This is a genomic window from Enterobacter sp. BWH64 (assembly GCF_001037645.1).
GTDB classification, from domain to species: domain Bacteria; phylum Pseudomonadota; class Gammaproteobacteria; order Enterobacterales; family Enterobacteriaceae; genus Enterobacter; species Enterobacter hormaechei_C.
Window position 1 is genome coordinate 1,159,031 of sequence record NZ_KQ089922.1, and the last position, 24,225, is coordinate 1,183,255.

A 24,225-nucleotide genomic window follows, 5' to 3' on the forward strand; every position below is an offset into this window, starting at 1 on the left:
GGCGCTGTGAAGGCGGTTTCAGGCGGTATGAAGCTCTTCGCTCAGCAGAATGCTGTTACGTCCCATATGCTTGGCTTCATAGAGGGCTTTATCGGCTTTCGCCAGCGCGCCCTCAACGTCGTCACCTTCGAACATGGCGATGCCGATGCTGATGGTCACGTTAGTGGCGACGCTTTCGTTAAACATATGGGGGATTTTAAGATCGTAAACCTTCTGACGTATGCGTTCAGCCGTCTGTCGCGCTTGCTCCAGCGGGATGTTACTCAACAGCACCATAAATTCTTCCCCGCCAAACCGGGCGACAACATCGCGTGAGCGCACGGCGTCGCGTATCGCAGCCGAGAGACCCTGATCAAGGCCTGATCGCCCATCATATGGCCATAATGGTCGTTGTAGGCTTTGAAGTGGTCGATATCCATTAGCAGCACGAAGTGCTCGCCAGCGTCAGGCTTGGGAAGATTCTCCAGCCGGCTTTGCAGCCCGCGACGGTTATATAGGCCGGTGAGCGGGTCCATCATGCTGAGATCGGTCAGGGTTTCGCGCTCCTCCAGCAGTTCGGAAAGCAGCTCCTGGGCGAAACGGTCATTGCGCCGCTGAAGAACATGATGGATACCAATAGCGACCACCGGCAGCGCGAAAAAATAGGCCATTCTCAGCCAGTTTTCGGACGGACTAAGCCACAGGCAGGATATAAAAGCGGGAAATGAATGTAACGTAAAGGCTTTAATATTACTCGCGAACGCCAGAGACCCTATAAAAAGCACTGTTAATAGCGCCATCATTAAATAGGTCGCGTGATCGTGCGTGATTAACAGAAATTTAGAGACGATCTGCCAGGCCCATAAAAGACCAAAAATAGCTGAAACAACAGGGATATTTATTTTTCGCGTGCTGTTTTTCCAGTGCCAGATAAGTAAGCCTGTGCTGATAGTCATTACGGCAAAGAGCGGGACTGATAACACACGCACGGAATAGAGAGGGTTTGTTACCGAGAACAATGCTGATGCGGCGTTCAGAAATAAAAACAAACGTAAAGATAGCTGATATTTCTTGTTGACTAAAGACAGCCAGGATTGTGATGTCATATGCGTGCGTTTTTATCAAAACTCAATTAAAACAATGAGCAAGGTGTTGTTGTGTAATATTGGGCGCTACAAAAATGAATTTTTATTATCAGAAAAACTTTATCGGAAGTTAACAGGTGGGCAATTTATCACCTTACACATTCTCTGTCATTATGGGAAAGCAATTGCTGGCGCAATTTCTACGTCGCATGCTGACAAGTGATAATTACTATCATATGACACTGGTTATCATTATCAGTGCGAGAGGTGAAACCATGTTGAGCAAAGCGCTGGGAAGTGGGTGGGGAATATTACTGCCTGGTTCCATTATCGGTGGGCTAATGTTTGCCGATCTCCCCATTGATGTCTGGAAAGCAATGATTGTTTCAGGCTTGCTGGTGACATCCGCGATGATCTGGCACAAACAGTTACGGCATTACGTGCTGCTGCCATCATGCGTTGCGCTAATCAGTGGACTGCTGGTGATTCTGATGAGTTTGAAATAAAAGGGAAAAACAGGAGGCACTGCTGAGGGGATGTAAGATAATTGGTGCGAGGGGGGGGACTTGAACCCCCACGTCCGTAAGGACACTAACACCTGAAGCTAGCGCGTCTACCAATTCCGCCACCTTCGCACAGTCATCTTACTGGTTTGATATCGCCTCGTTGGTGCGAGGGGGGGGACTCGAACCCCCACATCCTAAGGACACTAACACCTGAAGCTAGCGCGTCTACCAATTCCGCCACCTTCGCCCAGTGCGAGCAATATCAACGTGATTTATGGTGCGAGGGGGGGGACTTGAACCCCCACGTCCGTAAGGACACTAACACCTGAAGCTAGCGCGTCTACCAATTCCGCCACCTTCGCATACCATCGACACTGTAAAAGTATCGTAACCACGGAGGCGCATTCTAGATGTTTTCAGCTTTACGTCAACAGAAAATTGCGCACGTTGTTTTGATTGCTGCAAAAATGGGCGATGGCAGCGTCGGCCATCGCCGGACCGGGGGTTTACTTTTTCGCCTGGCGCGTCATCACGGTGCGATAGACCTTAAAGCGGCCCGTCTGGGCGATCACTTCGTGGAAGCCAAAGGTTTCATCCAGCACTTTCGGGTACGCGAGGAAGGCGTTCGCTACGATACGCAGCTCACCGCCGCTGTTGAGGTGACGGGTTGCGCCACGGATCAGCGTTTGCGCCGCTTCAAGGCTGGTCTCCATTCCGTCGTGGAACGGCGGGTTAGAGATGATCATGTCAAAGCGACCGGTCACGTCGGAGAAAACGTTGCTGGCAAACACGTCACCTTCTATGCCATTCGCAGCAAGCGTGGCGCGGCTGGCTTCTACTGCCGGGGCGCTCACGTCACACAGGGTTAAACGCACTTTTGGTGAGTGGCTGGCGAGAACCGTTGACAGCACGCCCGCGCCACAGCCGACGTCCAGCACCTTGCCCTTGGTGTGAGGCGTCAGGGTGGACAGCAGCAGCTTGCTGCCCGTATCGAGCGCATCACGACTGAACACGCCCGGCAGGGTTTTAATGGTCAGGCCGTCAAGCTGGTACTCGTCCCAGAAGGCGTCGGCATCGAAGGTGGTCTGTTTTTCCAGACGACCATGGTACAGTCCGCAGCGACGGGCGCTGTCGATTTTCGTCAGCGGCGCCCAGGCTTCGAGCATCTGCTCTGCGCTACGCACCCCGCTGCGGTTCTCACCGACAACAAAAATATCGCAGCCGACCGGCAGCAGAGAAAGCAGGTTCATCAGCTGGAACTGGGCTTCCGGCTTGTTTTTCGGCCAGTAGTAAATGAGCGTATCGCAGTCAGCAATATCGCTCTGCTCCGCCGCCAGGCTAAAGCGCGCGCGCTCGCCCATCTGGCGGCTCAGCACCTGCCAGTGGTGATAGTACTGGGTGTGGGCACGGCTTTCAGCACAGTCGAAACGCGCGGGCAGGTCATCCTGCATATCTCCGGCAAACAGAATACGGCTTTCTTCGAAATCATCACTGTGACGCAGCAAGACTTCACTTGCCGGGGTAAATGCAGACATGAATTGTTCCTCAATAAACTCAGGCGGGGATTATAGTAGGTAGATGGCGCAGTTTCGACACATTTGCTATATTTGCGCGCCTGAGAGACAGGAGTTTTCGCTATGATATCCCGACGAGACTGGCAGTTGCAGCAGCTGGGCATTACCCAGTGGGCTTTGCGTCGCCCGACGGCGTTGCGGGGCGAAATAGCCATCTCCATACCTGCGCATGTCCGCCTGGTGATGGTGGCAGAAGCGCCGCCTGCCCTGAACGAGCCCCTGATTGAGGATGTCCTTCGCACCCTGAAGGTGACCCGCGATCAGGTATTACAGCTGGCGCCTGAAAGCGTCGCGATGCTTCCCCCTGACAGCCGCTGTAACAGCTGGCGAATCGGGGCGGTGGACGAGCTACCTCTTGAAGGAAGCCAGATCAGTTCGCCAGCGCTGGACGAACTGAAAGCCAACCCAAAAGCGCGTAGCGCGCTATGGCAACAAATTTGCGAATATGAACACGATTTCTTCCCTCACGACGGCTGACCTGACCACCGCGTTCGCGATTGAAACCCGCGCCCATGCCTTTCCGTGGAGCGAAAAGACGTTTGCCAGCAATCAGGGCGAACGCTATTTAAATCTCCGCCTGGACGTTGACGGTGCGATGGCTGCGTTCGCCATCACGCAGGTCGTTCTGGACGAGGCGACGCTGTTTAATATTGCGGTCGATCCCGCTTACCAGCGCCGCGGGCTGGGCAGGGAACTGCTTGAGCACCTCATTCGTGAGCTGGAAACCCGTGACGTTTTCACCCTGTGGCTGGAGGTGCGCGCGTCCAATGTCGCCGCCATCGCGCTCTATGAAAGCTTAGGCTTCAACGAGGCGACTATCCGCCGTAACTACTACCCCACCGCAGAGGGACGTGAAGACGCCATTATCATGGCTCTGCCGATTGGATAACGAAAATAAGGTTGTAACGATGAAATGGGACTGGATTTTCTTTGATGCCGACGAAACGCTGTTTACGTTTGACTCGTTCGGCGGCCTACAGCGGATGTTTCTCGACTATAGCGTGACGTTCACCGCGGAAGATTTTCAGGACTATCAGGCGGTGAACAAACCGCTGTGGGTGGATTACCAGAACGGAGCCATCACCGCGTTACAGCTTCAGCATCAGCGTTTTGACGTGTGGGCTGAACGGTTAAACGTCAGTCCTGGGGCGCTGAACGAGGCCTTCCTGAATGCGATGGCGGATATCTGCGCGCCGCTGCCCGGCGCCGTTTCTCTGCTGGATTCGCTGAAAGGGAAGGTGAAGCTTGGGATCATTACCAACGGCTTTACCGCGCTTCAGCAGATCCGCCTTGAACGCACCGGCCTGCGCGATCATTTCGACGCGCTGGTGATCTCCGAAGAGGTGGGCGTACCGAAGCCGGATCCGCGTATTTTCGATTATGCGCTGGCGCAAGCGGGCAATCCTGACCGCGATCGCGTGCTGATGGTGGGGGATACGGCAGAATCTGATATTCTGGGAGGTATGAGATCGGGCCTGTCGACCGTCTGGCTGAATGCGCATGGTCGCACGCTGCCGGAAGGCATCGAGCCGACCTGGACCGTTACGTCATTGAACGAACTGGAGCAGCTCCTGTGTAAACAATGATTGCCTGCCCCCTGTTGATGGGTAAAATAGCCGCATTTTTCGTATTCCATGATGCGCGGCCTGCTGCCGCGCTTACCTAAGAAGAATTGATTATGACGTTGTCTCCTTATCTGCAAGAGGTGGCCAAACGCCGCACTTTTGCCATTATCTCGCACCCGGATGCCGGTAAAACGACCATCACCGAGAAGGTGTTGCTGTTCGGACAGGCGATCCAGACCGCGGGTACCGTTAAAGGCCGTGGCTCCAGCCAGCATGCTAAATCCGACTGGATGGAGATGGAAAAGCAGCGTGGTATTTCGATTACCACCTCCGTGATGCAGTTCCCGTATCACGACTGCCTGGTGAACCTGCTGGACACCCCGGGGCACGAAGACTTCTCCGAAGATACCTACCGTACGCTGACGGCGGTGGACTGCTGCCTGATGGTGATCGACGCCGCGAAAGGTGTTGAAGATCGTACCCGCAAGCTGATGGAAGTCACCCGTCTGCGCGATACGCCGATCCTCACCTTTATGAACAAACTCGACCGTGACATCCGTGATCCGATGGAGCTGATGGATGAAGTGGAAAACGAGCTGAAGATTGCCTGCGCGCCAATCACCTGGCCGATTGGCTGCGGCAAGCTGTTCAAAGGGGTTTACCACCTCTATAAAGACGAAACCTACCTGTACCAGACCGGTAAGGGCCACACCATTCAGGAAGTCCGCATTGTGAAAGGTCTGGACAACCCGGAGCTGGACGCCGCTGTCGGTGAAGAGCTGGCCGCCCAGCTGCGCGATGAGCTGGAGCTGGTTAAAGGCGCGTCGCATGAGTTCGACAGAGAGCTGTTCCTGAGCGGTGAAATTACCCCGGTCTTCTTCGGTACCGCACTCGGCAACTTCGGCGTTGACCATATGCTCGACGGTCTGGTTGAGTGGGCCCCGCAGCCGATGCCGCGTAAAACCGACACCCGCGAAGTAGAAGCGAAGGAAGAGAAGTTCTCCGGCTTCGTCTTTAAAATTCAGGCCAACATGGACCCGAAACACCGCGACCGCGTCGCCTTTATGCGCGTGGTTTCCGGTAAGTACGAAAAGGGCATGAAGCTGCGTCAGGTCCGTATCGGTAAAGACGTAGTGATATCCGACGCGCTGACCTTCATGGCGGGTGACCGTTCGCATGTAGAAGAAGCCTATCCGGGTGACATCATTGGTTTACACAACCACGGTACCATTCAGATTGGCGATACCTTCACGCAAGGCGAAATGATGAAGTTCACCGGTATCCCTAACTTCGCGCCAGAACTGTTCCGCCGCATTCGCCTGCGCGATCCGCTGAAGCAGAAGCAGCTGCTGAAAGGCCTGGTCCAGCTTTCCGAAGAGGGCGCGGTACAGGTGTTCCGCCCAATCGCCAACAACGATCTGATCGTGGGCGCGGTGGGTGTGCTCCAGTTCGACGTGGTGGTTGCCCGTCTTAAGAGCGAGTACAACGTGGAAGCGATTTACGAATCGGTGAACGTGGCGACGGCGCGCTGGGTTGAGTGTTCTGACGTGAAGAAATTCGAAGAATTTAAACGTAAGAACGAAGTTCAGCTGGCGCTGGACGGTGGCGATAACCTGACCTATATCGCCCCAACCATGGTAAACCTGAACCTGACGCAGGAACGTTATCCTGATGTTCAGTTCCGCAAAACGCGCGAGCATTAATTTCCTTTCAGAGCACGGCAGCCGCCGTGCTCTTCTTTAATTCCTGTGATATTAAACCCTTGCGGAATGTTCTTAATTCACCGCAATTTTTCGCTATTCGTTCGTTTTTTCCCCAATTCTGAATGCACCCCTCTGATTGTGATCTATATTTAACTCAGTGTTTAGCACCGGGCGTGGATGAATTAACTGTTCAATGCATGTCCATTGGTTCTCCATTTTGCCCCGGTGTTAATTCGCAATATATAAAACCAAGATTAGGGAAGTATGTCGCCCAAATAATGGGCAAAACACAGGAATAAATCGATGAATATGACAAGACTGAAGATTTCTAAAACTCTGCTGGCTGTAACATTGGGTAGTGTCCTGGTAAGCGGTTCTGCTCTGGCGGAAACCAGCACCATGGATAAAGCGCAAAATTCCGCCAATACCGCAGGGGAAAAAATCGATAGCTCTATGAATAAAGTCGGTAATTTCATGGATGACAGCTCAATCACAGCAAAAGTGAAAGCCGCACTGGTGGATCACGAATCCATCAAGAGCACCGATATTTCTGTTAAAACCGACAACAAGGTTGTCACCCTGAGCGGTTTCGTTGAAAGCCAGACCCAGGCCGAAGAAGCCGTTAAAGTGGCGAAAGGCGTTGAGGGCGTAAGCTCCGTCAGCGACAAATTGCACGTACGTGACAGCAAAGAATCGTCGGTGAAGGGCTATGCCGGAGATGCAGCAACTACCAGCGAAATCAAAGCTAAACTGTTAGCTGACGACATCGTGCCATCCCGTATGGTGAAAGTTGAAACCACCGATGGTGTGGTCCAGCTGTCCGGTACGGTTGAGAATCAGGCACAAAGCGATCGTGCCGAGTCAATTGCGAAAGCTATTGATGGTGTGAAAAGCGTCAAAAACGATCTGAAAACGAAGTAAAGCAGTACCATTCGCCCGTCAGGCTGAAAACCGCGGGCGAAATAAAAACGATTCTGGAAAAGCCGGTGAGTGACCTGAGCGCTCACGTTTAGCGGCCGACATTAACTATGGTAAAGGAGAGGCTTATGTTTCGTTGGGGCATTATATTTCTGGTTATCGCGTTAATTGCCGCCGCATTGGGCTTTGGTGGACTGGCGGGTACCGCGGCATGGGCAGCGAAAATTGTCTTCGTCGTCGGTATTATTCTGTTCCTGGTCAGCCTGTTTACGGGTCGACGTCGCCCGTAGCAAACGCAATATTTACTAAACAAACTCAAGCCAGTCCTCGTGACTGGCTTTTTCTCGTTTGAGAACCACCGGGGAAGTGCGTTACTGTGTCTTATCAAAATAATGAAAACAGGAAGGCAGAGGTGGGGCAACGAATTCCCGTTACGCTCGGCAATATTGCGCCGCTGACGTTAAAACCGTTTCATGCAGGCCAGCTTGCGCTGGTCTGTGAAGGGGGAGGGCAGCGCGGTATTTTCACTGCTGGCGTGCTCGACGAATTTATGCGCGCGCAATTCAACCCGTTCGATCTCTATTTCGGCACCTCTGCCGGGGCGCAGAACCTCTCCGCCTATGTCTGCAACCAGCCCGGCTATGCGCGCAAAGTGATTATGCGCTACACCACCTCCAAAGAATTCTTCAATCCGGTACGCTTCGTACGCGGCGGGAACCTGATCGATCTCGACTGGTTACTGGATGCTACCTCCAGCCAGATGCCGCTGGCCATGGATACCGCGTCACGTCTATTCGATACCGGCAAAGAGTTCTGGATGTGCGCCAGTCGTGGCGATGACTATTCACCGGGTTACTTTTCGCCACAGAAAGAGAACTGGCTGGATATCATCCGCGCATCCAGCGCGATCCCGGGATTCTACCGCACCGGCACTCTGCTGGAGGGAATAAGCTATCTTGACGGCGGTATCAGCGACGCGGTGCCGGTACAGGAGGCGGCGCGGCGCGGGGCAAAAACCATTGTGGTGATCCGCACGGTGCCTTCGCAGATGTATTACACCCCACAGTGGTTTAAGCGGATGGAACGCTGGCTGGGCGACAGCAGCCTGCAACCGCTGGTGAATATCGCGAAGCAGCATGAAACCACCTACGGCGCGATGCAGCGTTTTATTGAAAAACCACCGGGCAAGCTGCGCATCTTTGAAATTTATCCGCCTAAGCCGCTGTTGAGCATGGCGCTGGGCAGTCGGCTGCCTGCGTTGCGTATGGATTACAAAACGGGGCGGCTGTGCGGGCGTTACTTCCTGGCGACCGTCGGGAAAATGCTGGCGGAGCAACCGCCTCTTCATCGGCATAAAAGCATCATTTTGCCGCCTGCCGTTGTGGCCAATGACGCGGTGGCGATGCCGCTGGTGGACGCGCCGCAGGCCAACGATGGCTTACTCGATAACGAGGATCTGGCGTGACGCACTGCTTTATCGATACCCATTGCCACTTTGATTTCCCGCCGTTTAGCGGGGAGGAAACATCAAGTATTGCGCGCGCGGCTGAGGCCGGTGTGAGAGCCATTATTGTGCCCGCTATTGAAGCGGCGAGATTCGACAAAGTTCTGGCGCTTGCCCGGGAGCACGATGCGCTGTATGCCGCGCTGGGTCTGCATCCGATCGTTATTGAGCACCATCTTGATGACCATCTCGACAGGCTGGATGCCACGCTGCAAAATGCGGATACGAAGCTGGTTGCCATCGGAGAGATCGGCCTCGATCTCTATCGTGAAGATCCGCAGTTTGAGCGCCAGCAGACGATCCTGGATGCGCAGCTCCGGCTGGCAAAGCGCCACGATCTGCCGGTGATCCTCCACTCCAGACGTACCCATGACAAACTGGCGATGCACCTGAAGCGTATCGACGTGCCGCGCAGGGGCGTGGTCCATGGTTTCGCTGGAAGCCTTCAGCAGGCGCAGCGTTTTATTGAGCTGGGCTATAAGATTGGCGTCGGTGGCACCATTACCTATCCGCGTGCCAGCAAAACCCGTGATGTGATGGCGCAGCTCCCGCTGACCTCGCTCCTGCTGGAAACGGATGCGCCTGACATGCCGCTGAATGGTTTTCAGGGCCAGCCCAACCGCCCGGAGCAGGCGGCGCGCGTTTTTGATGTGCTGTGTGAGCTGCGTCAGGAGCCTGAAGATGTGATTGCCAGCGCGCTGCTGGAAAACACCCGCGCGGTCTTCGGCATCACGCTATAAATAAAGAGCCGGGCGGATCACCGTGATTTGCTGCCGTTCCAGGGCCTGCGCCAGCGGCTCGATGTCCTCCGGCGTGGCGCTCCGCCATCGCGCCGCCTCCCCGTAAACCCCATGAGCATGAAACGCGTTGATCCGCACAGGAACGTTCCCCAACGCGTGGATAAAAGCGGTCAGCGATGGCAGATGGTGCAGATAATCACACCGAGCGGGGATCACCAGCAGGCGCAGCTCCGTCAGGCGATGACGATCGGCCAGCCAGCGGATGCTCTGCTTGATCTGCGTGTTTTCGCGCCCGGTCAGAAAACGGTGATGTTCATTGCCCCAGGCTTTCAGATCCACCATCGCGCCGTCAAACACCGGTAACAGCTTTTGCCAGCCGGTTTCGCTTAACAGGCCGTTGCTGTCCACCAGGCACGTCAGATGGCGCAGGGACGGATCGGCTTTGATCGCGGTGAACAGCGCAACCAAAAACGGCAGCTGCGTGGTGGCCTCACCCCCGCTGACGGTCACGCCCTCAATAAACGGCGCGGACGTGCGAACCCGGGAGAGGATCTCCTCGACGCTATAGCGCTGCGCCATCGGCGTCGCCTGCTGCTGACACAGGTGCAGACAGGTGTCGCACTGCTGACAGTGACTCTCCTGCCACCAGACGCGCCCGGCCTGAATTGCCAGCGCATCATGAGGACAGTGGGGAACACAGTCGCCGCAGTCGTTGCAGCGCCCTATCGTCCACGGGTTGTGGCAGGTTTTGCAGCGCAGGTTACAGCCCTGGAGGAACAACGCCAGGCGGCTGCCCGGCCCGTCCACGCAGGAGAAGGGTATGACCTGACTAACTAAAGCGCATCTGCTGTTCATGACTTATCACGCGCGGCTGACGTTCCAGAATACGGGTATTGCGCGCGGCCTCCTCGCCGAGCCAGGTGGTGTTGGTGCGCGAGCCGGCCTCCCGGTATTTCTCCAGATCGGAGAGCCGCACCATATACCCGGTGACGCGCACCAGGTCGTTTCCGGCTACATTCGCGGTGAACTCACGCATACCGGCGTTGAACGCCCCCAGGCACAGCTGCACCACAGCCTGAGGATTGCGTTTAACCGTTTCCTCCAGGGTGAGAATATCGCTGATCCCCGAATGATAGTGTTTATGGTGCGGCGCCACGGCCAGCAGGTGGCTGACTGGGTCCGGTTCGTCGCCGTACGGCAGACGCGCGCCCGGCGTGGTGCCAGAATCGGAACTGATCCCAGACTGGGCATGCAGCATCGCGCGGTGCTGCCAGCCGTGTTTCACCGGCGTGTTTTCAACAAATGCCGCAAGCTGTTCACTGATGCGGTAGCCCAGCGCATTGGCCTGTTCGTTCTTACCGTAACGTCCCGTAATGCCTGCTTTCTCGCACAGCACATTCACCGCTTCGGCCAGACCGTACATGCCAAACATCGGCACAAAGCGATCGGCATCAATCAGCCCCTCTTTCACCAGGAAGCTATTCTCAAAGAAACCGGATTGTTCATATAGAAAATCGCAGCGCGCATTGATGATCGCGATTTGTTGTTGGCAGTAGTGGGGAAGGGTACGGGTGAAAAAGTCTTCCGGTGAGCGGCTGTGTTCCGCGATCGCTTTCAGGTTAAGGCGCACCAGCGTGCTGCCGCCGCCCGCCAGCGGCAGGGAGTTGTAACAGCTCACCACGCCATAGCGACCTTTTGTGAAAATTTTATCATTCACCGGGCCATTAGAAATATGCGGTTTACTACATTCACAAATGTTTTCCGCCACGCTCAGCAGCAGATCGCCGGGGGTTACATCCGGGTCGTAGATAAAGGTCAGGTTCGGCGCAACCTGCTTCAGTTCGGCATCCGCGCGAAGGATGGCTCGGGTGACAGGCGTATCCGCCGGGCCGATATTGGCATGCATAAACGCATCGGGCAGGGTTCTGTCCAGGTAACGCCAGAAACGTTTTATTCGGCTATCGATTTCATCCTGTGTTATAATTTTAACATAGGGGCTGAGTATCTCATCGAGCTGGCCCAGATAGACCGGCATCGATGTGACGGACGGAACGTGGTGATAAAGGATAGTGAGCAGCGAGAGGGCATCATCCAGGTCTTTCGCCCCTTCCAGCTCCAGCCATTCTGAGCCGTTAGCCAGAAATTTAGCGTAGTCCGGCAGCACGTAGCGCGGTTTGTAAGGCGCATGGCCTTCGAACATGTCGCAGATGAACCCCTCGTCCAGCGCGGCGCGGGCCGCCTCTGGCAGGGCGGGATAGGGCAGATTGTTCTCCGCTTCCAGCGCCAGAAAATGACGTTTTTGTTCCGGGGTTAACACCGGGCTGGTCACAATGTGCTGGCAACGTTGTTGCAGGGCGTCGGGCATGTTCACTTCCTTGGTTGTTCTGCGGATGGTGAACGAATTGTAGGAAGCCAGCCTGGTGGCGCTTTTGATCAGAACGGGGATATCGCCGATTTAGTCAGCAATTAACGCACTAAAATTTGAAGAAGATCTCATTACAGTAATGCAAATTTGCACACAGTTTTCATTAACTGTGATGAATGTCGAAGTGTGGATGCGGGTGAATGTTAGAATACTCACAGACCCGCAAGGTAAAATTTATACGGCACTGCCGTTGGAGAATGTTATGACCGATTTAACTGCAAGCAGCCTGCGCGCGTTGAAACTGATGGACCTGACCACCCTGAACGATGACGACACCAATGAAAAAGTCATCGCCCTGTGCCATCAGGCGAAAACGCCAGTGGGTAACACCGCCGCCGTCTGTATCTATCCGCGCTTTATCCCGATTGCCCGCAAAACGCTGAAAGAGCAGGGCACGCCGGATGTGCGCATTGCCACCGTAACTAACTTCCCGCACGGCAATGACGATATCGAGATCGCGCTGGCAGAAACCCGCGCGGCGATTGCGTACGGCGCAGACGAAGTTGACGTGGTATTCCCGTACCGCGCGCTGATCGCCGGCAACGAGCAGGTCGGTTTTGACCTGGTGAAAGCCTGTAAAGACGCGTGTGCGGCGGCAAACGTGCTGCTTAAAGTGATCATCGAAACCGGCGAGCTGAAAGAAGAGGCGCTGATTCGTAAGGCGTCTGAAATCTCCATCAAAGCGGGCGCGGACTTCATTAAAACTTCTACCGGTAAAGTGCCGGTCAACGCTACTCCGGAAAGCGCACGCATCATGATGGAAGTCATCCGTGATATGGGCGTGTCCAAAACCGTTGGCTTCAAACCGGCGGGCGGCGTGCGTACCGCGGAAGACGCGCAGCAGTTCCTGGCGATTGCCGACGAGCTGTTCGGCGCCGACTGGGCTGATTCCCGCCACTACCGCTTCGGCGCGTCCAGCCTGCTGGCCAGCTTGCTGAAAGCGCTGGGTCACGGTGACGGTAAGAGCGCAAGCAGCTACTAAGTTGAATTGCCGGGTGACGCTACGCTAACCCGGCCTACAGGATCGTAGGGCGGGTCAACATATCCGCCGCCATTCACCCGATTCCGCATGGAGGTTACCGTGTTTCTCGCACAAGAAATTATTCGTAAAAAACGTGATGGTCATGCATTAAGCGACGAAGAAATCCGCTTTTTTATCAATGGCATTCGTGATAACGCCATCTCTGAAGGGCAGATTGCGGCTCTGGCGATGACCATTTTCTTCCACGATATGTCGATGCCTGAGCGCGTGTCGCTGACCATGGCGATGCGAGATTCAGGAACCGTTCTGGACTGGAAAAGCCTCAACCTTAACGGCCCGATTGTGGACAAACACTCCACCGGCGGCGTGGGCGACGTGACGTCTCTGATGCTCGGCCCAATGGTGGCGGCCTGTGGCGGTTACATCCCGATGATTTCCGGGCGCGGCCTGGGTCATACCGGCGGTACGCTCGACAAACTGGAAGCCATTCCGGGCTTCGATATCTTCCCGGATGACAACCGCTTCCGCGACATTATTAAAGACGTTGGCGTGGCGATTATCGGCCAGACCAGCTCTCTTGCTCCGGCTGACAAGCGTTTCTACGCGACGCGTGACATTACCGCGACCGTAGACTCCATCCCGCTGATCACCGCCTCTATCCTTGCCAAAAAACTGGCGGAAGGTCTGGATGCGCTGGTGATGGATGTGAAAGTGGGCAGCGGCGCGTTTATGCCAACCTATGAACTCTCTGAGGCGCTGGCCGAAGCGATCGTTGGCGTCTCCAACGGCGCGGGCGTGCGCACCACTGCACTGCTGACGGACATGAACCAGGTGCTGGCCTCCAGCGCCGGTAACGCGGTTGAAGTCCGTGAGGCCGTGCAGTTCCTCACAGGCGAATACCGTAACCCGCGCCTGTTCGATGTCACCATGGCGCTGTGCGTTGAGATGTTAATCTCCGGCAAGCTGGCCAAAGACGACGCGGAAGCCCGCGCGAAGCTTCAGGCGGTGCTGGACAACGGCAAAGCGGCGGAGATCTTTGGTCGGATGGTGGCGGCGCAGAAAGGCCCGACCGACTTCGTGGAAAACTACGCGAAATACCTGCCCACCGCGATGCTCAGCAAAGCGGTCTATGCGGACAGCGAAGGCTTTGTCTCGGCTATGGATACCCGCGCGCTCGGCATGGCTGTTGTGTCTATGGGCGGCGGTCGTCGTCAGGCATCGGACACCATTGATTACAGCGTCGGCTTTACCGATATGGCCCGTCTGGGCGACAGCGTTGACGGCCAACGTCCGCTGGCGGTGATCCACGCGAAAGATGAAGCCAGCTGGCAGGACGCGGCGAAAGCGGTGAAGGCGGCAATATCTCTTGACGATAAAGCACCGGAAACCACACCGACGGTCTATCGTCGTATCACTGAATAGCGGTATACTGATCTGATCGCATTTTTATGAAGCACTAAGTACGGAGAACAATTATGAAACGTGCATTTATTATGGTGCTGGACTCATTCGGCATCGGCGCAACCGAAGATGCAGAACGATTTGGTGACGTGGGTTCCGATACCCTGGGTCACATCGCGGAAGCCTGTGCAAAAGGCGAAGCGGACAACGGTCGTAAAGGCCCTCTGAACCTGCCAAACCTGACCCGTCTGGGGCTGGTAAAAGCGCATGAAGGCTCTACCGGTAAGATCGCAGCCGGTATGGACGGTAACGCGGAAGTGGTGGGCGCCTACGCGTGGGCGCACGAGCTCTCTTCCGGGAAAGATACTCCGTCCGGCCACTGGGAAATCGCCGGCGTGCCGGTGCTGTTTGACTGGGGCTACTTCTCCGATCACGAGAACAGCTTCCCGCAGGAGCTGCTCGATAAGCTGGTGAAGCGCGCCAACCTGCCGGGCTACCTCGGCAACTGCCACTCTTCCGGTACCGTGATTCTGGATCAGCTCGGCGAAGAGCATATGAAAACCGGCAAGCCGATTTTCTATACCTCTGCTGACTCCGTGTTCCAGATCGCCTGCCATGAAGAGACGTTTGGCCTGGATAAACTGTACGAGCTGTGCGAGATCGCCCGTGAAGAGCTGACCGAAGGCGGCTACAACATTGGCCGCGTTATCGCGCGTCCGTTTATCGGCGACAAAGCGGGTAACTTCCAGCGTACCGGCAACCGTCACGATCTGGCCGTGGAGCCACCGGCGCCGACCGTGCTGCAAAAACTCGTCGACGAGAAAGACGGCCACGTGGTTTCCGTGGGTAAAATCGCGGACATTTACGCCAACTGCGGCATTACCAAAAAGGTCAAAGCGACCGGTCTGGATGCGCTGTTCGACGCCACCATCAAAGAGATGAAAGAAGCGGGCGATAAGACCATTGTCTTCACCAACTTCGTGGACTTCGACTCCTCCTGGGGCCACCGTCGCGATGTCGCCGGGTATGCTGCGGGTCTGGAGCTGTTTGACCGCCGTCTGCCAGAGCTGATGGAGCTGGTGGGGGAAGATGACATTCTGATCCTGACCGCTGACCATGGCTGTGACCCGACCTGGACCGGTACCGACCACACCCGTGAGCACATTCCGGTGCTGGTGTACGGCCCGAAAGTCAAACCGGGCTCGCTGGGGCACCGTGAAACCTTCGCGGACATCGGCCAGACGATTGCGAAATACTTTGGTACGTCTGACATGGAATATGGCAAGGCTATGTTCTAAACGGATTGGGTGCGGCCTGATGCCCTCACCCCGGCCCTCTCCCACCGGGAGAGGGAGAAACAGAATGTAGGCCGGGTAAGGCGTAGCCGCCACCCGGCAAAAACAACAATGTAAAAGGAACTGAAGATGGCAACTCCTCACATTAATGCAGAAATGGGTGATTTCGCTGACGTCGTATTGATGCCGGGCGACCCGCTGCGCGCGAAGCACATTGCAGAAACCTTCCTCGAAGACGTGCGTGAAGTGAACAACGTGCGCGGCATGCTGGGCTTCACCGGCACCTATAAAGGCCGCAAAATCTCCGTGATGGGTCACGGCATGGGTATCCCATCCTGCTCCATCTACACCAAAGAGCTGATCACCGATTTCGGCGTGAAGAAAATCATCCGTGTCGGCTCCTGCGGCGCAGTGCGCATGGACGTTAAGCTGCGTGACGTGGTGATCGGCATGGGCGCGTGCACCGACTCTAAAGTCAACCGCATTCGCTTTAAAGATCATGACTTTGCGGCCATCGCTGACTTTGACATGGTGCGTAACGCGGTTGACGCGGCAAAAGCGCTGGGCGTTGACGCGCGCGTGGGCAACCTGTTCTCTGCCGATCTGTTCTACTCGCCAGAAGGTGACATGTTCGACGTGATGGAAAAATACGGCATTCTGGGCGTGGAAATGGAAGCGGCCGGTATCTACGGCGTGGCGGCTGAATTCGGTGCGAAAGCGCTGACCATCTGCACCGTGTCTGACCACATCCGTACCCACGAGCAGACTACCGCTGCCGAGCGTCAGACCACCTTCAACGACATGATCAAAATCGCGCTGGAATCCGTTCTGCTCGGCGATAAAGAGTAATACCTGTTGTGCCGGGTGGCGGCTTCGCCTGACCCGGCCAGCGGTTTTCCAGGCCCGCTAAGCAGAGCGCCAGCGGGCTTTTTTATTAGCGTACTGCCTGCGCAATCCACGCCGATAACTCCCGCAACTCTTGTTCCTGTTCCGGAAAATCAACACGTAACGCGTCACACTCCTGTTGCAGCATATCTGCCCGATAGAGACAGCCCTGCAAACGTGCAGCCAGCGCTTCTAACGGTGCCGGATTAAGACTATCCGTAAATACCTGGGTACGAGAGATATGGCCTTTCTCGACGTCAAAGTGCAGCTCAACGCCGCCCCAGGAAAATCGCTCATCCAGCAGGTGTGAAAACGCCGGTGCCTGACCGAAATTCCACTCCCAGCTGCTCTGGCGGGCGAAGGTTTCCGCGAAGTTTGGCAGATCCGGGGTTTTATCCGGAGAAATCACCTCGGCTTCTACGCGTTCACCGTAATGCCTGAAAAAGGCCTCGCGGATCGCATCGCAAATGCGTTCATGGGTAATCCCCGGCAGGAGCTCCACCAGATTCGCCACGCGACCGCGCACGGAGGTAATTCCCTTAGCCTGGAGCTTTTTCTTGTCCGGGTTCAGATAGTTTGCCAGACGGCTCAGATCGGCATTCAGCAATAATGTGCCGTGGTGAAATCCGCGATCCATCGTTTCGCGGTAGGCTGAGCCTGACACTTTCCGGTCGCCTTCAGGCGTTTTCACGACCAGATCGTTACGTCCCGAGGCTTCAGCCGTCACGCCGAGTGAATTGAGCGCGTTAAGCACAATGGAGGTCGAGATGGTTTTGTCGTATTCCGGCTTGCCCGCCATAAAGGTAAAGCAGGTGTTGCCCAGATCGTGAAACACCGCACCGCCGCCGCTGCTGCGGCGCGCCAGGCGGACGTTGTCCTCTTCCATACGGCGGGTGTTACACTCTTTCCACGGATTTTGCGCGCGACCAATAACGACCGTATCGGCGTTGCGCCAGAGAAACAGGACGCGCTGGGTGGCAGGCATCTGGCGGAAGATGCACTCTTCCACCGCCAGGTTAAACCAGGGATCGTAAGAGTCAGAGATTAGCAGGCGTAACGTCGACATGGCAGAGTTCCTTTTCCGAATCATCCGCCTACTTTATCACTATTCTTTCTTCTCGCTCTCTTCCTCTTCGGGAACCGACTTGCTGGCGGTTAACAGGAACGGCGACTGCTGCCAGCGGGTGCGCTTGCCCTGGAGCAGCGTGCGCGCCAGTACCACGCCAATCGCCAGCGAGAGCAGCAGCATCAGGCGCAAAATATTGGTGGTGTTATCCACCTGTTTGGCTTCGGTTGGCAGGGTGTGGGTGTCGAGTGTCAGACGTAAATAGCCGAGCGGACCATTCTTTCCCTGAATGGGTTCGACGATTTGTTGGTTGAAATAACCACCGGCTTTTTTGCCATCCAGCGCCAGCCTGTCGCGCACGTCGACATGCTCACCCGCGCGGGCAATCAGGTCGCCCTGTTCATCGTACACACCTGCATCCAGAATGCGGCTGTTTTCCGTAAGCTGGCGCAATACCTGGGCTATTCGCTTATCATCCGGCGTTTCGGTGCGCATAGACGGCGCAACGTTGAGCGTCACCTGGCGCGCCAGCGTCCGGGCCAGTTCCTCAAACTGCGGGTTACGCTGTCGTTGGTGATTCTGGCTAAACCAGGATGCCCCCTGCATCAGCGCCACTAATAGTGCGAGACAGATCAGGACAATCACGGTGCGATGAAGCCGGAATTTCAGTTTTGCGCGAGCCATATTCCACCTGCTTAAAATTTACGGCTTAATGTTGCCAGAAGTGATGGTTACAGGGTAGCCTCATGCGTTATTTTCCCTCTGGAACCTTCCGGCGCGAACGAAATTACAGGAGCTTCAATGCCGAACATTACCTGGTGCGACCTGCCAACGGATGTCTCTTTATGGCCAGGATTGCCGCTCTCTTTAAGTGGCGATGAGGTGATGCCTCTCGATTACCACGCTGGCCGTAGCGGCTGGCTGCTGTACGGACGCGGCCTGGATAAGCAACGCCTCACCCAGTATCAAACCAAACTGGGCGCAGCGATGGTCATCGTTGCGGCCTGGTGCGTGGAAGATTATCAGGTTATTCGCCTGGCGGGTTCCCTGACGCAGCGCGCCACGCGTCTGGCGCACGACGCCGGGCTGGACGTTGCCCCCCTCGGCAAAATTCCGCACCTGAAAACGCCCGGCCTGCTGGTAATGGACATGGACTCCACCGCCATTCAGATCGAATGTATTGACGAGATTGCTAAACTGGCGGGCAGCGGCGAGCTGGTGGCGGAAGTCACCGAGCGCGCGATGCGCGGCGAGCTGGATTTCACCGCCAGCCTGAGACAGCGCGTGGCGACCCTGAAGGGGGCCGATGCTAACATTTTGCGTCAGGTGCGCGATGAACTGCCCCTGATGCCTGGGCTGACGCAGCTGGTGCTCAAGCTGGAGACGCTCGGCTGGAAAGTGGCGATTGCCTCCGGCGGGTTCACCTTCTTTGCCGACTACCTGCGTGACAAGCTGCGTCTGACCACCGTGGTGGCAAACGAGCTGGAGATCATGGACGGCAAACTCACCGGACAGGTCATCGGCGACATCGTGGACGCGCAGTACAAAGCCAATACGCTGACGCGTCTGGCGGAGAAATATGCCATTCCGGTCGAGCAGACCGTCGCCATCGGCGATGGCGCGAACGATCTGCCGATGATCAAAGTTGCCGGGCTGGGTATTGCCTACCATGCCAAGCCGAAAGTGAATGAAAAGACGGAAGTCACTATCCGTCATGCTGATCTGATGGGGGTGTTCTGCATTCTCTCCGGCAGCATTAATCAAAAATAGCGGCCTGCTTTTGTAGGCCGGGTAAGCGTCAGCGCCACCCGGCGCGCAGACCGCACAGAAATAACGAGGTAAACCGTGGCGAAAGCTCCAAAACGCGCATTTGTCTGTAATGAATGTGGTGCGGATTATCCGCGCTGGCAGGGGCAATGCAGCGCCTGCCATGCCTGGAACACCATCACCGAAGTGCGTGGTGTGGCGGCTTCGCCGAGCGTGGCCCGCAATGAACGGCTGAGCGGCTATGCGGGCAATGCAGGCGTGTCGAAGGTACAAAAACTTTCGGATATCAGCCTGGAAGCGCTGCCGCGCTTTTCCACCGGATTCAAAGAATTTGACCGCGTGCTCGGCGGTGGCGTAGTGCCGGGCAGCGCCATTCTGATCGGCGGTAACCCGGGCGCGGGTAAATCGACCCTGCTGCTGCAAACGCTCTGCAAGCTAGCCGAACAGATGAAAACCCTGTACGTCACGGGCGAAGAATCACTCCAGCAGGTGGCGATGCGCGCGCACCGCCTCGGCCTGCCGACCGGCAATCTGAATATGCTTTCGGAAACCAGCATCGAGCAGATCTGCATGATCGCCGAAGAAGAGCAGCCGAAGCTGATGGTGATTGACTCCATTCAGGTGATGCATATGGCTGACATTCAGTCGTCACCGGGAAGCGTGGCGCAGGTGCGTGAAACCGCGGCCTACCTGACGCGCTTTGCCAAAACGCGCGGCGTGGCGATTGTGATGGTTGGTCATGTGACCAAAGACGGCTCGCTGGCGGGACCGAAAGTGCTTGAACATTGTATCGACTGCTCGGTGATGCTCGATGGCGATGCGGATTCCCGTTTTCGTACCCTGCGCAGCCATAAAAACCGCTTTGGCGCGGTGAATGAGCTGGGCGTGTTTGCCATGACCGAGCAGGGGCTTCGCGAAGTCAGCAACCCGTCGGCCATCTTCCTGAGCCGTGGCGACGAGATCACGTCCGGTAGTTCGGTGATGGTGCTGTGGGAGGGGACGCGTCCGCTGCTGGTTGAAATTCAGGCGCTGGTGGATCAATCGATGATGGGCAACCCGCGGCGCGTGGCGGTCGGTCTGGAACAGAACCGCCTGGCGATCCTGCTGGCGGTGCTGCACCGTCACGGCGGTCTGCAAATGGCGGATCAGGATGTGTTCGTCAACGTGGTTGGTGGGGTGAAGGTTACGGAAACCAGCGCGGACCTGGCGCTGCTGCTGGCAATGGTCTCCAGCCTGCGCGACAGACCGTTGCCGCAGGATCTGGTGGTATTTGGTGAGGTAGGGTTGGCCGGCGAGATCCGCCCGGTGCCGAGCGGTCAGGAGCGTATCTCCGAAGCGGCAAAACATGGCTTCCGCCGCGCGATTGTTCCGGCCGCCAACGTGCCGAAAAAAATTCCGGAAGGGATGCAGGTTTTTGGCGTTAAAAAACTTGCAGATGCGTTAAATGTCTTTGACGACTTATAATTACGTATTCGATTTTGCAGGAGGCACCGTAATTTATGTCATCATTTGACTACATCAAGACCGCTATCCGCCAGAAGGGCTGCACGTTGCAGCAGGTGGCGGACGCCAGCGGCATGACCAAGGGCTACCTGAGCCAACTGCTGAACGCCAAAATCAAAAGCCCCAGCGCGCAGAAGCTGGAAGCGCTGCACCGTTTTCTGGGGCTTGAATTTCCGCGGATGCAAAAGAACATTGGCGTGGTGTTCGGTAAGTTCTACCCGCTGCATACCGGGCATATCTATCTGATCCAGCGCGCCTGTAGCCAGGTCGACGAACTGCATATCATCATGGGTTATGATGAAACCCGCGATCGCCAGCTGTTTGAAGACAGCGCCATGTCGCAGCAGCCCACCGTGCCGGACCGCCTGCGCTGGCTGCTTCAGACCTTTAAATATCAGAAAAATATTCGTATTCATGCCTTTAACGAAGAGGGCATGGAGCCGTATCCGCACGGCTGGGACGTGTGGAGCAACGGCGTCAAAGCGTTTATGGAAGAGAAGGGCATTGCGCCTAACTGGATCTACACCTCTGAAGAGTCCGACGCGCCGCAGTTCCGCGAGCATCTGGGCATCGAGACGGTGCTGATCGATCCTAAACGCACCTTCATGAACATCAGTGGGGCGCAGATCCGCGAGAACCCGTTCCGTTACTGGGACTACATCCCGACCGAGGTGAAGCCGTTCTTCGTGCGTACGGTGGCGATCCTCGGCGGCGAGTCGAGCGGGAAATCGACGCTGGTAAATAAGCTGGCGAACATCTTCAATACCACCAGTGCGTGGGAGTATGGTCGCGATTACGTCTTCTCACACCTTGGCGGCGACGAGATGGCGTTGCAGTATTCCGACTACGATAAAATCGCGCTCGGTCATGCCCAGTACATTGATTTTGCGGTGAAATACGCCAATAAAGTCGCCTTTATTGATACCGATTTCGTCACCACGCAGGCGTTCTGCAAAAAGTACGAAGGGCGCGAGCACCCGTTTGTGCAGGCGCTGATTGACGAATACCGCTTTGACCTGGTGATCCTGCTGGAAAACAATACCCCGTGGGTGGCCGACGGCATGCGCAGCCTGGGCAGCTCGGTGGACAGGCGGGAGTTCCAGACCATGCTGGTAGAGATGCTTAACGAGAACAACGTTGAGTTTGTACATGTGGAAGAGTCGGACTACGACTCCCGCTTCCTGCGCTGCGTCGAGCTGGTGAAGGAGATGATGGGGGAGCAGGGTTAATAACTTCCCCTCTCCCACCAGGAGAGGGGACTTTAATCTCCCTCTCCCTTTGGGAGAGGGCCGGGGTGAGGGAATCAGTCCACTCAATACTCAACCACCACCTTCCCACGCATATGCCCCTCCAGCACCCTGCGGTGCGCTTCGGTAATGCTTTCCACGCTTAGCCCGTGCAGCGTTTCGCTGAGCGAGCTTTCCACCACGCCGTTATCCACCAGCTTCGCCACCTCATCTAAAATCTCACCCTGACGCGCCATATCCGTGGTCTGGTACATGCTACGGGTGTACATAAATTCCCAGTGCAGGGCGGCAGATTTGGACTTCAGCTTGTCCTGGTTCAGCGGATGCGCGTTTTCAACGATGGAACAAATGTCTCCCTGAGGGGCAATCAGATCGCTGACCGCATCCCAGTGCCCGTCGGTATCGTTGAGGATAAAAATGTAATCCACAAAGGTGAGCCCCTGTTTCGCCAGTTCTCCCTTCAGGTCGTGGTAATTTACAACAATGTCAGCCCCGCGATCGCGACACCACCTGGCGGAATCTTCTCGTGAAGCGGTTGCGACGATCTTCACCTTGCTGTTGTGCTTCGCAAACGGGATCGCCAGCGATCCGACTCCACCCGCGCCGCCAATTATCAGCAGCGTTTTATCTGCGTCGGCATCCTGAATCTTCAGCCGTTCAAACAGGCCTTCCCACGCGGTGAGCGCCGTCAGCGGCAGTGCTGCCGAGGCGGCCCAGTCAAGGCTTGCAGGCTTGTGCCCGACAATGCGCGCATCGATCAGCTGGTGCGTGGTATTACTGCCCGGACGGGTGATATCCCCCGCGTACCACACTTCGTCACCCGGTTTGAATCCGGTGACGCCAGCCCCAACGGCTTGTACGATACCGCTGGCATCCCACCCGAGAATGCGCGGCTCCTTCAGTCCGCTTTTGGTAATGCCTGCATGTACCTTGGTGTCCACCGGGTTTACGGAGACGGCTTTTACCTCCACCAGCAGATCGTGTTCACCGGGCTGCGGCATCGGCGGAGTGATTTCAACGAAGGTGGAGGGATTTTCCGGGTTAACGGCAATGGCTTTCACTGACATGGTGTGCTCCTCAATGGCATGCGTTTTGTTGAGGCTAGTCTATTAAGTGGTCAGCTGCATGATAAGATGGACAATCCAGAACTCAGCGTTCGTACAGAGTGAACAATCATGTTTAAACAGCTTCAGGATATGGCGCTGTTTGCGCTGGTGGCCGAGATGGGCAGCTTTACCGCGGCGGCGCAGAAGGCGGAACTGCCGAAATCCAGCGTCAGCCAGCGGATTAGCCAGCTGGAGCAACAGGTGGGGATCCGTCTGTTGAATCGCACCACGCGCAGAATAAGCCTGACGTTTGCGGGCGAACACTATCTGGTGCACTGTCGTGAAATGCTGGCGGCCAGCGAGCGCGCGGAGTATGCCATTCAGCGGCTGCGCGAAAACCCCAGCGGGCGGCTGCGGATCACCTGTCCGGCGGGAATTGGCGCGACGCTGCTGGCGCATATGAATGCCGAGTTCCAGCTTCGCTATCCGGACGTGTCGCTGGATGTGTCGATCTCAGACGACGTGGTGGATCTGGTCGAGTCTGGCTTTGACGTGGCGCTGCGCACCGGCAAACCGCAGGATTCTTCCCTGATTGGCCGCATGATTGGGCACTGTCCGCGCTACATGCTGGCCTCGCCCCACTACCTGGCGCGTCGGGCGCCGTTAATCCATCCCCGACAGCTGGTGGAGCACCGCTGCATTACGCACCGGGCATGGTCGGAGTGGCTTCTGCGAAGCGAGAGTGAGGATTACCGCTACCTGCCGGATAACGCCCACATGACGGATAACCTGGTGTACGCCCGGGAATGCGCCATTGCCGGGGCGGGGATCACGCTGTTACCCGCATTCCTGCTGGAAGATAAGATCGAAAAGGGCGCGCTGGTGAAGGTGCTGCCGGCGTGGAGCGTTGAGGGAAACGATCTCTGGCTGGCCTACCCGAGCCGTAAGCTCAATTCGCCTGCGCTGATGAGCTATATCGACTTTGCGATGCAGTTTGATGAGGTGAAGCGGTATTACGTGGGCAAATAAAAAAG

Annotated in this window: 23 protein-coding genes, 3 tRNA genes and 1 pseudogene; 17 read left to right on the top strand and 10 right to left on the bottom strand. The window is 56.3% G+C overall.

Annotation, left to right across the window (positions count from 1 at the left end):
- Positions 1 to 18: 18 nt before the first annotated feature.
- A pseudogene (locus SK50_RS05540) lies at positions 19 to 1,085 on the bottom strand (GGDEF domain-containing protein).
- A gap of 215 nt (positions 1,086 to 1,300) precedes the next feature.
- Here SK50_RS05540 and SK50_RS05545 point away from each other — a divergent pair.
- Entirely contained in the window at positions 1,301 to 1,570 is a 270-nt protein-coding gene (locus SK50_RS05545; protein WP_075553112.1) for a DUF1435 domain-containing protein, read from the top strand.
- A gap of 42 nt (positions 1,571 to 1,612) precedes the next feature.
- Here the strand turns inward: SK50_RS05545 and SK50_RS05550 are convergent.
- The 4 genes from SK50_RS05550 to rsmC all read right to left on the bottom strand — a co-directional run bounded on the left by SK50_RS05550 (position 1,613) and on the right by rsmC (position 3,105).
- Positions 1,613 to 1,699, bottom strand: a tRNA-Leu gene (locus tag SK50_RS05550).
- Positions 1,700 to 1,731: 32 nt separating this feature from the next.
- A tRNA-Leu gene (locus tag SK50_RS05555) sits at positions 1,732 to 1,817 on the bottom strand.
- 28 nt (positions 1,818 to 1,845) lie between these two features.
- Positions 1,846 to 1,932: transfer RNA gene (locus SK50_RS05560), tRNA-Leu, on the bottom strand.
- Positions 1,933 to 2,076: 144 nt separating this feature from the next.
- The gene (gene rsmC / locus SK50_RS05565; protein WP_015572609.1) at positions 2,077 to 3,105 is read right to left on the bottom strand and encodes a 16S rRNA (guanine(1207)-N(2))-methyltransferase RsmC; all 1,029 of its coding nucleotides are present in this window, start codon (positions 3,103 to 3,105) and stop codon (positions 2,077 to 2,079) included.
- Between the two features lie 102 nt (positions 3,106 to 3,207).
- Between rsmC and SK50_RS05570 the strand changes: the two genes are divergently transcribed.
- The 8 genes from SK50_RS05570 to SK50_RS05605 all read left to right on the top strand — a co-directional run bounded on the left by SK50_RS05570 (position 3,208) and on the right by SK50_RS05605 (position 9,574).
- A complete protein-coding gene (locus SK50_RS05570) occupies positions 3,208 to 3,621 on the top strand; it encodes a DNA polymerase III subunit psi (RefSeq protein ID WP_017694553.1) in 414 nt (137 codons plus the stop codon).
- Positions 3,590 to 4,033 (top strand): ribosomal protein S18-alanine N-acetyltransferase, encoded by a 444-nt coding sequence (rimI, locus tag SK50_RS05575; RefSeq protein WP_003856565.1) that lies wholly within the window; start codon positions 3,590 to 3,592, stop codon positions 4,031 to 4,033. Before SK50_RS05570 ends, rimI begins: the two co-directional genes overlap by 32 nt.
- Positions 4,034 to 4,052: 19 nt before the next feature.
- Positions 4,053 to 4,730, top strand: a complete 678-nt coding sequence (gene yjjG / locus SK50_RS05580) for a pyrimidine 5'-nucleotidase (RefSeq protein ID WP_017383835.1) — start codon at positions 4,053 to 4,055, stop codon at positions 4,728 to 4,730.
- Between the two features lie 92 nt (positions 4,731 to 4,822).
- Positions 4,823 to 6,412 (top strand): peptide chain release factor 3, encoded by a 1,590-nt coding sequence (gene prfC / locus SK50_RS05585; RefSeq protein ID WP_006810210.1) that lies wholly within the window; start codon positions 4,823 to 4,825, stop codon positions 6,410 to 6,412.
- A 303-nt stretch (positions 6,413 to 6,715) separates the two neighbouring features.
- Complete coding sequence (gene osmY, locus SK50_RS05590; protein ID WP_015572610.1) at positions 6,716 to 7,333, top strand: molecular chaperone OsmY; 618 nt, start codon at positions 6,716 to 6,718, stop codon at positions 7,331 to 7,333.
- Between the two features lie 125 nt (positions 7,334 to 7,458).
- Positions 7,459 to 7,620, top strand: coding sequence for a DUF1328 domain-containing protein (locus tag SK50_RS05595; RefSeq protein WP_003856556.1), 162 nt, complete (start codon positions 7,459 to 7,461; stop codon positions 7,618 to 7,620).
- Positions 7,621 to 7,742: 122 nt separating this feature from the next.
- Positions 7,743 to 8,795, top strand: a complete 1,053-nt coding sequence (locus SK50_RS05600; RefSeq protein WP_048229179.1) for a patatin-like phospholipase family protein — start codon at positions 7,743 to 7,745, stop codon at positions 8,793 to 8,795.
- Entirely contained in the window at positions 8,792 to 9,574 is a 783-nt protein-coding gene (locus tag SK50_RS05605; protein WP_032652508.1) for a TatD family hydrolase, read from the top strand. The genes SK50_RS05600 and SK50_RS05605 overlap by 4 nt, the downstream gene beginning before the upstream one ends.
- Here SK50_RS05605 and SK50_RS05610 read toward each other — a convergent pair.
- Together SK50_RS05610 and SK50_RS05615 are read right to left on the bottom strand one after the other, a co-directional pair.
- On the bottom strand, positions 9,569 to 10,429 hold the full coding sequence (locus tag SK50_RS05610) for a YjjW family glycine radical enzyme activase (RefSeq protein WP_017694551.1): 861 nt from the start codon (positions 10,427 to 10,429) through the stop codon (positions 9,569 to 9,571). The two genes, SK50_RS05605 and SK50_RS05610, sit on opposite strands and share 6 nt — an antisense overlap.
- Positions 10,404 to 11,939: a YjjI family glycine radical enzyme gene (locus tag SK50_RS05615; RefSeq protein WP_045338417.1), complete on the bottom strand. Its 1,536-nt coding sequence runs from the start codon at positions 11,937 to 11,939 to the stop codon at positions 10,404 to 10,406. Before SK50_RS05615 ends, SK50_RS05610 begins: the two co-directional genes overlap by 26 nt.
- Before the next feature lie 262 nt (positions 11,940 to 12,201).
- Between SK50_RS05615 and deoC the strand changes: the two genes are divergently transcribed.
- The 4 genes from deoC to deoD all read left to right on the top strand — a co-directional run bounded on the left by deoC (position 12,202) and on the right by deoD (position 16,526).
- The gene (gene deoC / locus SK50_RS05620; RefSeq protein WP_003856543.1) at positions 12,202 to 12,981 is read left to right on the top strand and encodes a deoxyribose-phosphate aldolase; all 780 of its coding nucleotides are present in this window, start codon (positions 12,202 to 12,204) and stop codon (positions 12,979 to 12,981) included.
- Between the two features lie 99 nt (positions 12,982 to 13,080).
- On the top strand, positions 13,081 to 14,403 hold the full coding sequence (gene deoA / locus SK50_RS05625; RefSeq protein ID WP_032647172.1) for a thymidine phosphorylase: 1,323 nt from the start codon (positions 13,081 to 13,083) through the stop codon (positions 14,401 to 14,403).
- A gap of 53 nt (positions 14,404 to 14,456) precedes the next feature.
- Positions 14,457 to 15,680, top strand: coding sequence for a phosphopentomutase (deoB, locus tag SK50_RS05630; protein WP_003856540.1), 1,224 nt, complete (start codon positions 14,457 to 14,459; stop codon positions 15,678 to 15,680).
- Positions 15,681 to 15,806: 126 nt separating this feature from the next.
- Entirely contained in the window at positions 15,807 to 16,526 is a 720-nt protein-coding gene (gene deoD, locus SK50_RS05635) for a purine-nucleoside phosphorylase (RefSeq protein WP_003856538.1), read from the top strand.
- Positions 16,527 to 16,611: 85 nt separating this feature from the next.
- Here the strand turns inward: deoD and lplA are convergent, their stop codons facing one another.
- Both lplA and SK50_RS05645 read right to left on the bottom strand, forming a co-directional pair.
- The gene (gene lplA, locus SK50_RS05640; RefSeq protein WP_032670595.1) at positions 16,612 to 17,628 is read right to left on the bottom strand and encodes a lipoate--protein ligase LplA; all 1,017 of its coding nucleotides are present in this window, start codon (positions 17,626 to 17,628) and stop codon (positions 16,612 to 16,614) included.
- Between the two features lie 39 nt (positions 17,629 to 17,667).
- A complete protein-coding gene (locus SK50_RS05645) occupies positions 17,668 to 18,312 on the bottom strand; it encodes a YtjB family periplasmic protein (RefSeq protein ID WP_045344443.1) in 645 nt (214 codons plus the stop codon).
- 117 nt (positions 18,313 to 18,429) lie between these two features.
- Here SK50_RS05645 and serB point away from each other — a divergent pair, with 117 nt between their 5' ends.
- The 3 genes from serB to nadR all read left to right on the top strand — a co-directional run bounded on the left by serB (position 18,430) and on the right by nadR (position 22,127).
- The gene (gene serB / locus SK50_RS05650) at positions 18,430 to 19,398 is read left to right on the top strand and encodes a phosphoserine phosphatase (RefSeq protein ID WP_003856524.1); all 969 of its coding nucleotides are present in this window, start codon (positions 18,430 to 18,432) and stop codon (positions 19,396 to 19,398) included.
- A 75-nt stretch (positions 19,399 to 19,473) separates the two neighbouring features.
- On the top strand, positions 19,474 to 20,859 hold the full coding sequence (gene radA, locus SK50_RS05655; RefSeq protein ID WP_017383829.1) for a DNA repair protein RadA: 1,386 nt from the start codon (positions 19,474 to 19,476) through the stop codon (positions 20,857 to 20,859).
- A gap of 35 nt (positions 20,860 to 20,894) precedes the next feature.
- Positions 20,895 to 22,127, top strand: coding sequence for a multifunctional transcriptional regulator/nicotinamide-nucleotide adenylyltransferase/ribosylnicotinamide kinase NadR (nadR, locus tag SK50_RS05660; protein WP_045344445.1), 1,233 nt, complete (start codon positions 20,895 to 20,897; stop codon positions 22,125 to 22,127).
- An 83-nt stretch (positions 22,128 to 22,210) separates the two neighbouring features.
- On the opposite strand, the gene SK50_RS05665 is transcribed toward nadR, so the two are convergent.
- Positions 22,211 to 23,212: a zinc-binding alcohol dehydrogenase family protein gene (locus SK50_RS05665; protein WP_045344447.1), complete on the bottom strand. Its 1,002-nt coding sequence runs from the start codon at positions 23,210 to 23,212 to the stop codon at positions 22,211 to 22,213.
- Positions 23,213 to 23,320: 108 nt separating this feature from the next.
- Between SK50_RS05665 and SK50_RS05670 the strand changes: the two genes are divergently transcribed.
- Positions 23,321 to 24,220, top strand: a complete 900-nt coding sequence (locus SK50_RS05670; protein ID WP_015572618.1) for a LysR family transcriptional regulator — start codon at positions 23,321 to 23,323, stop codon at positions 24,218 to 24,220.
- The last annotated feature ends 5 nt before the right edge of the window (positions 24,221 to 24,225 follow it).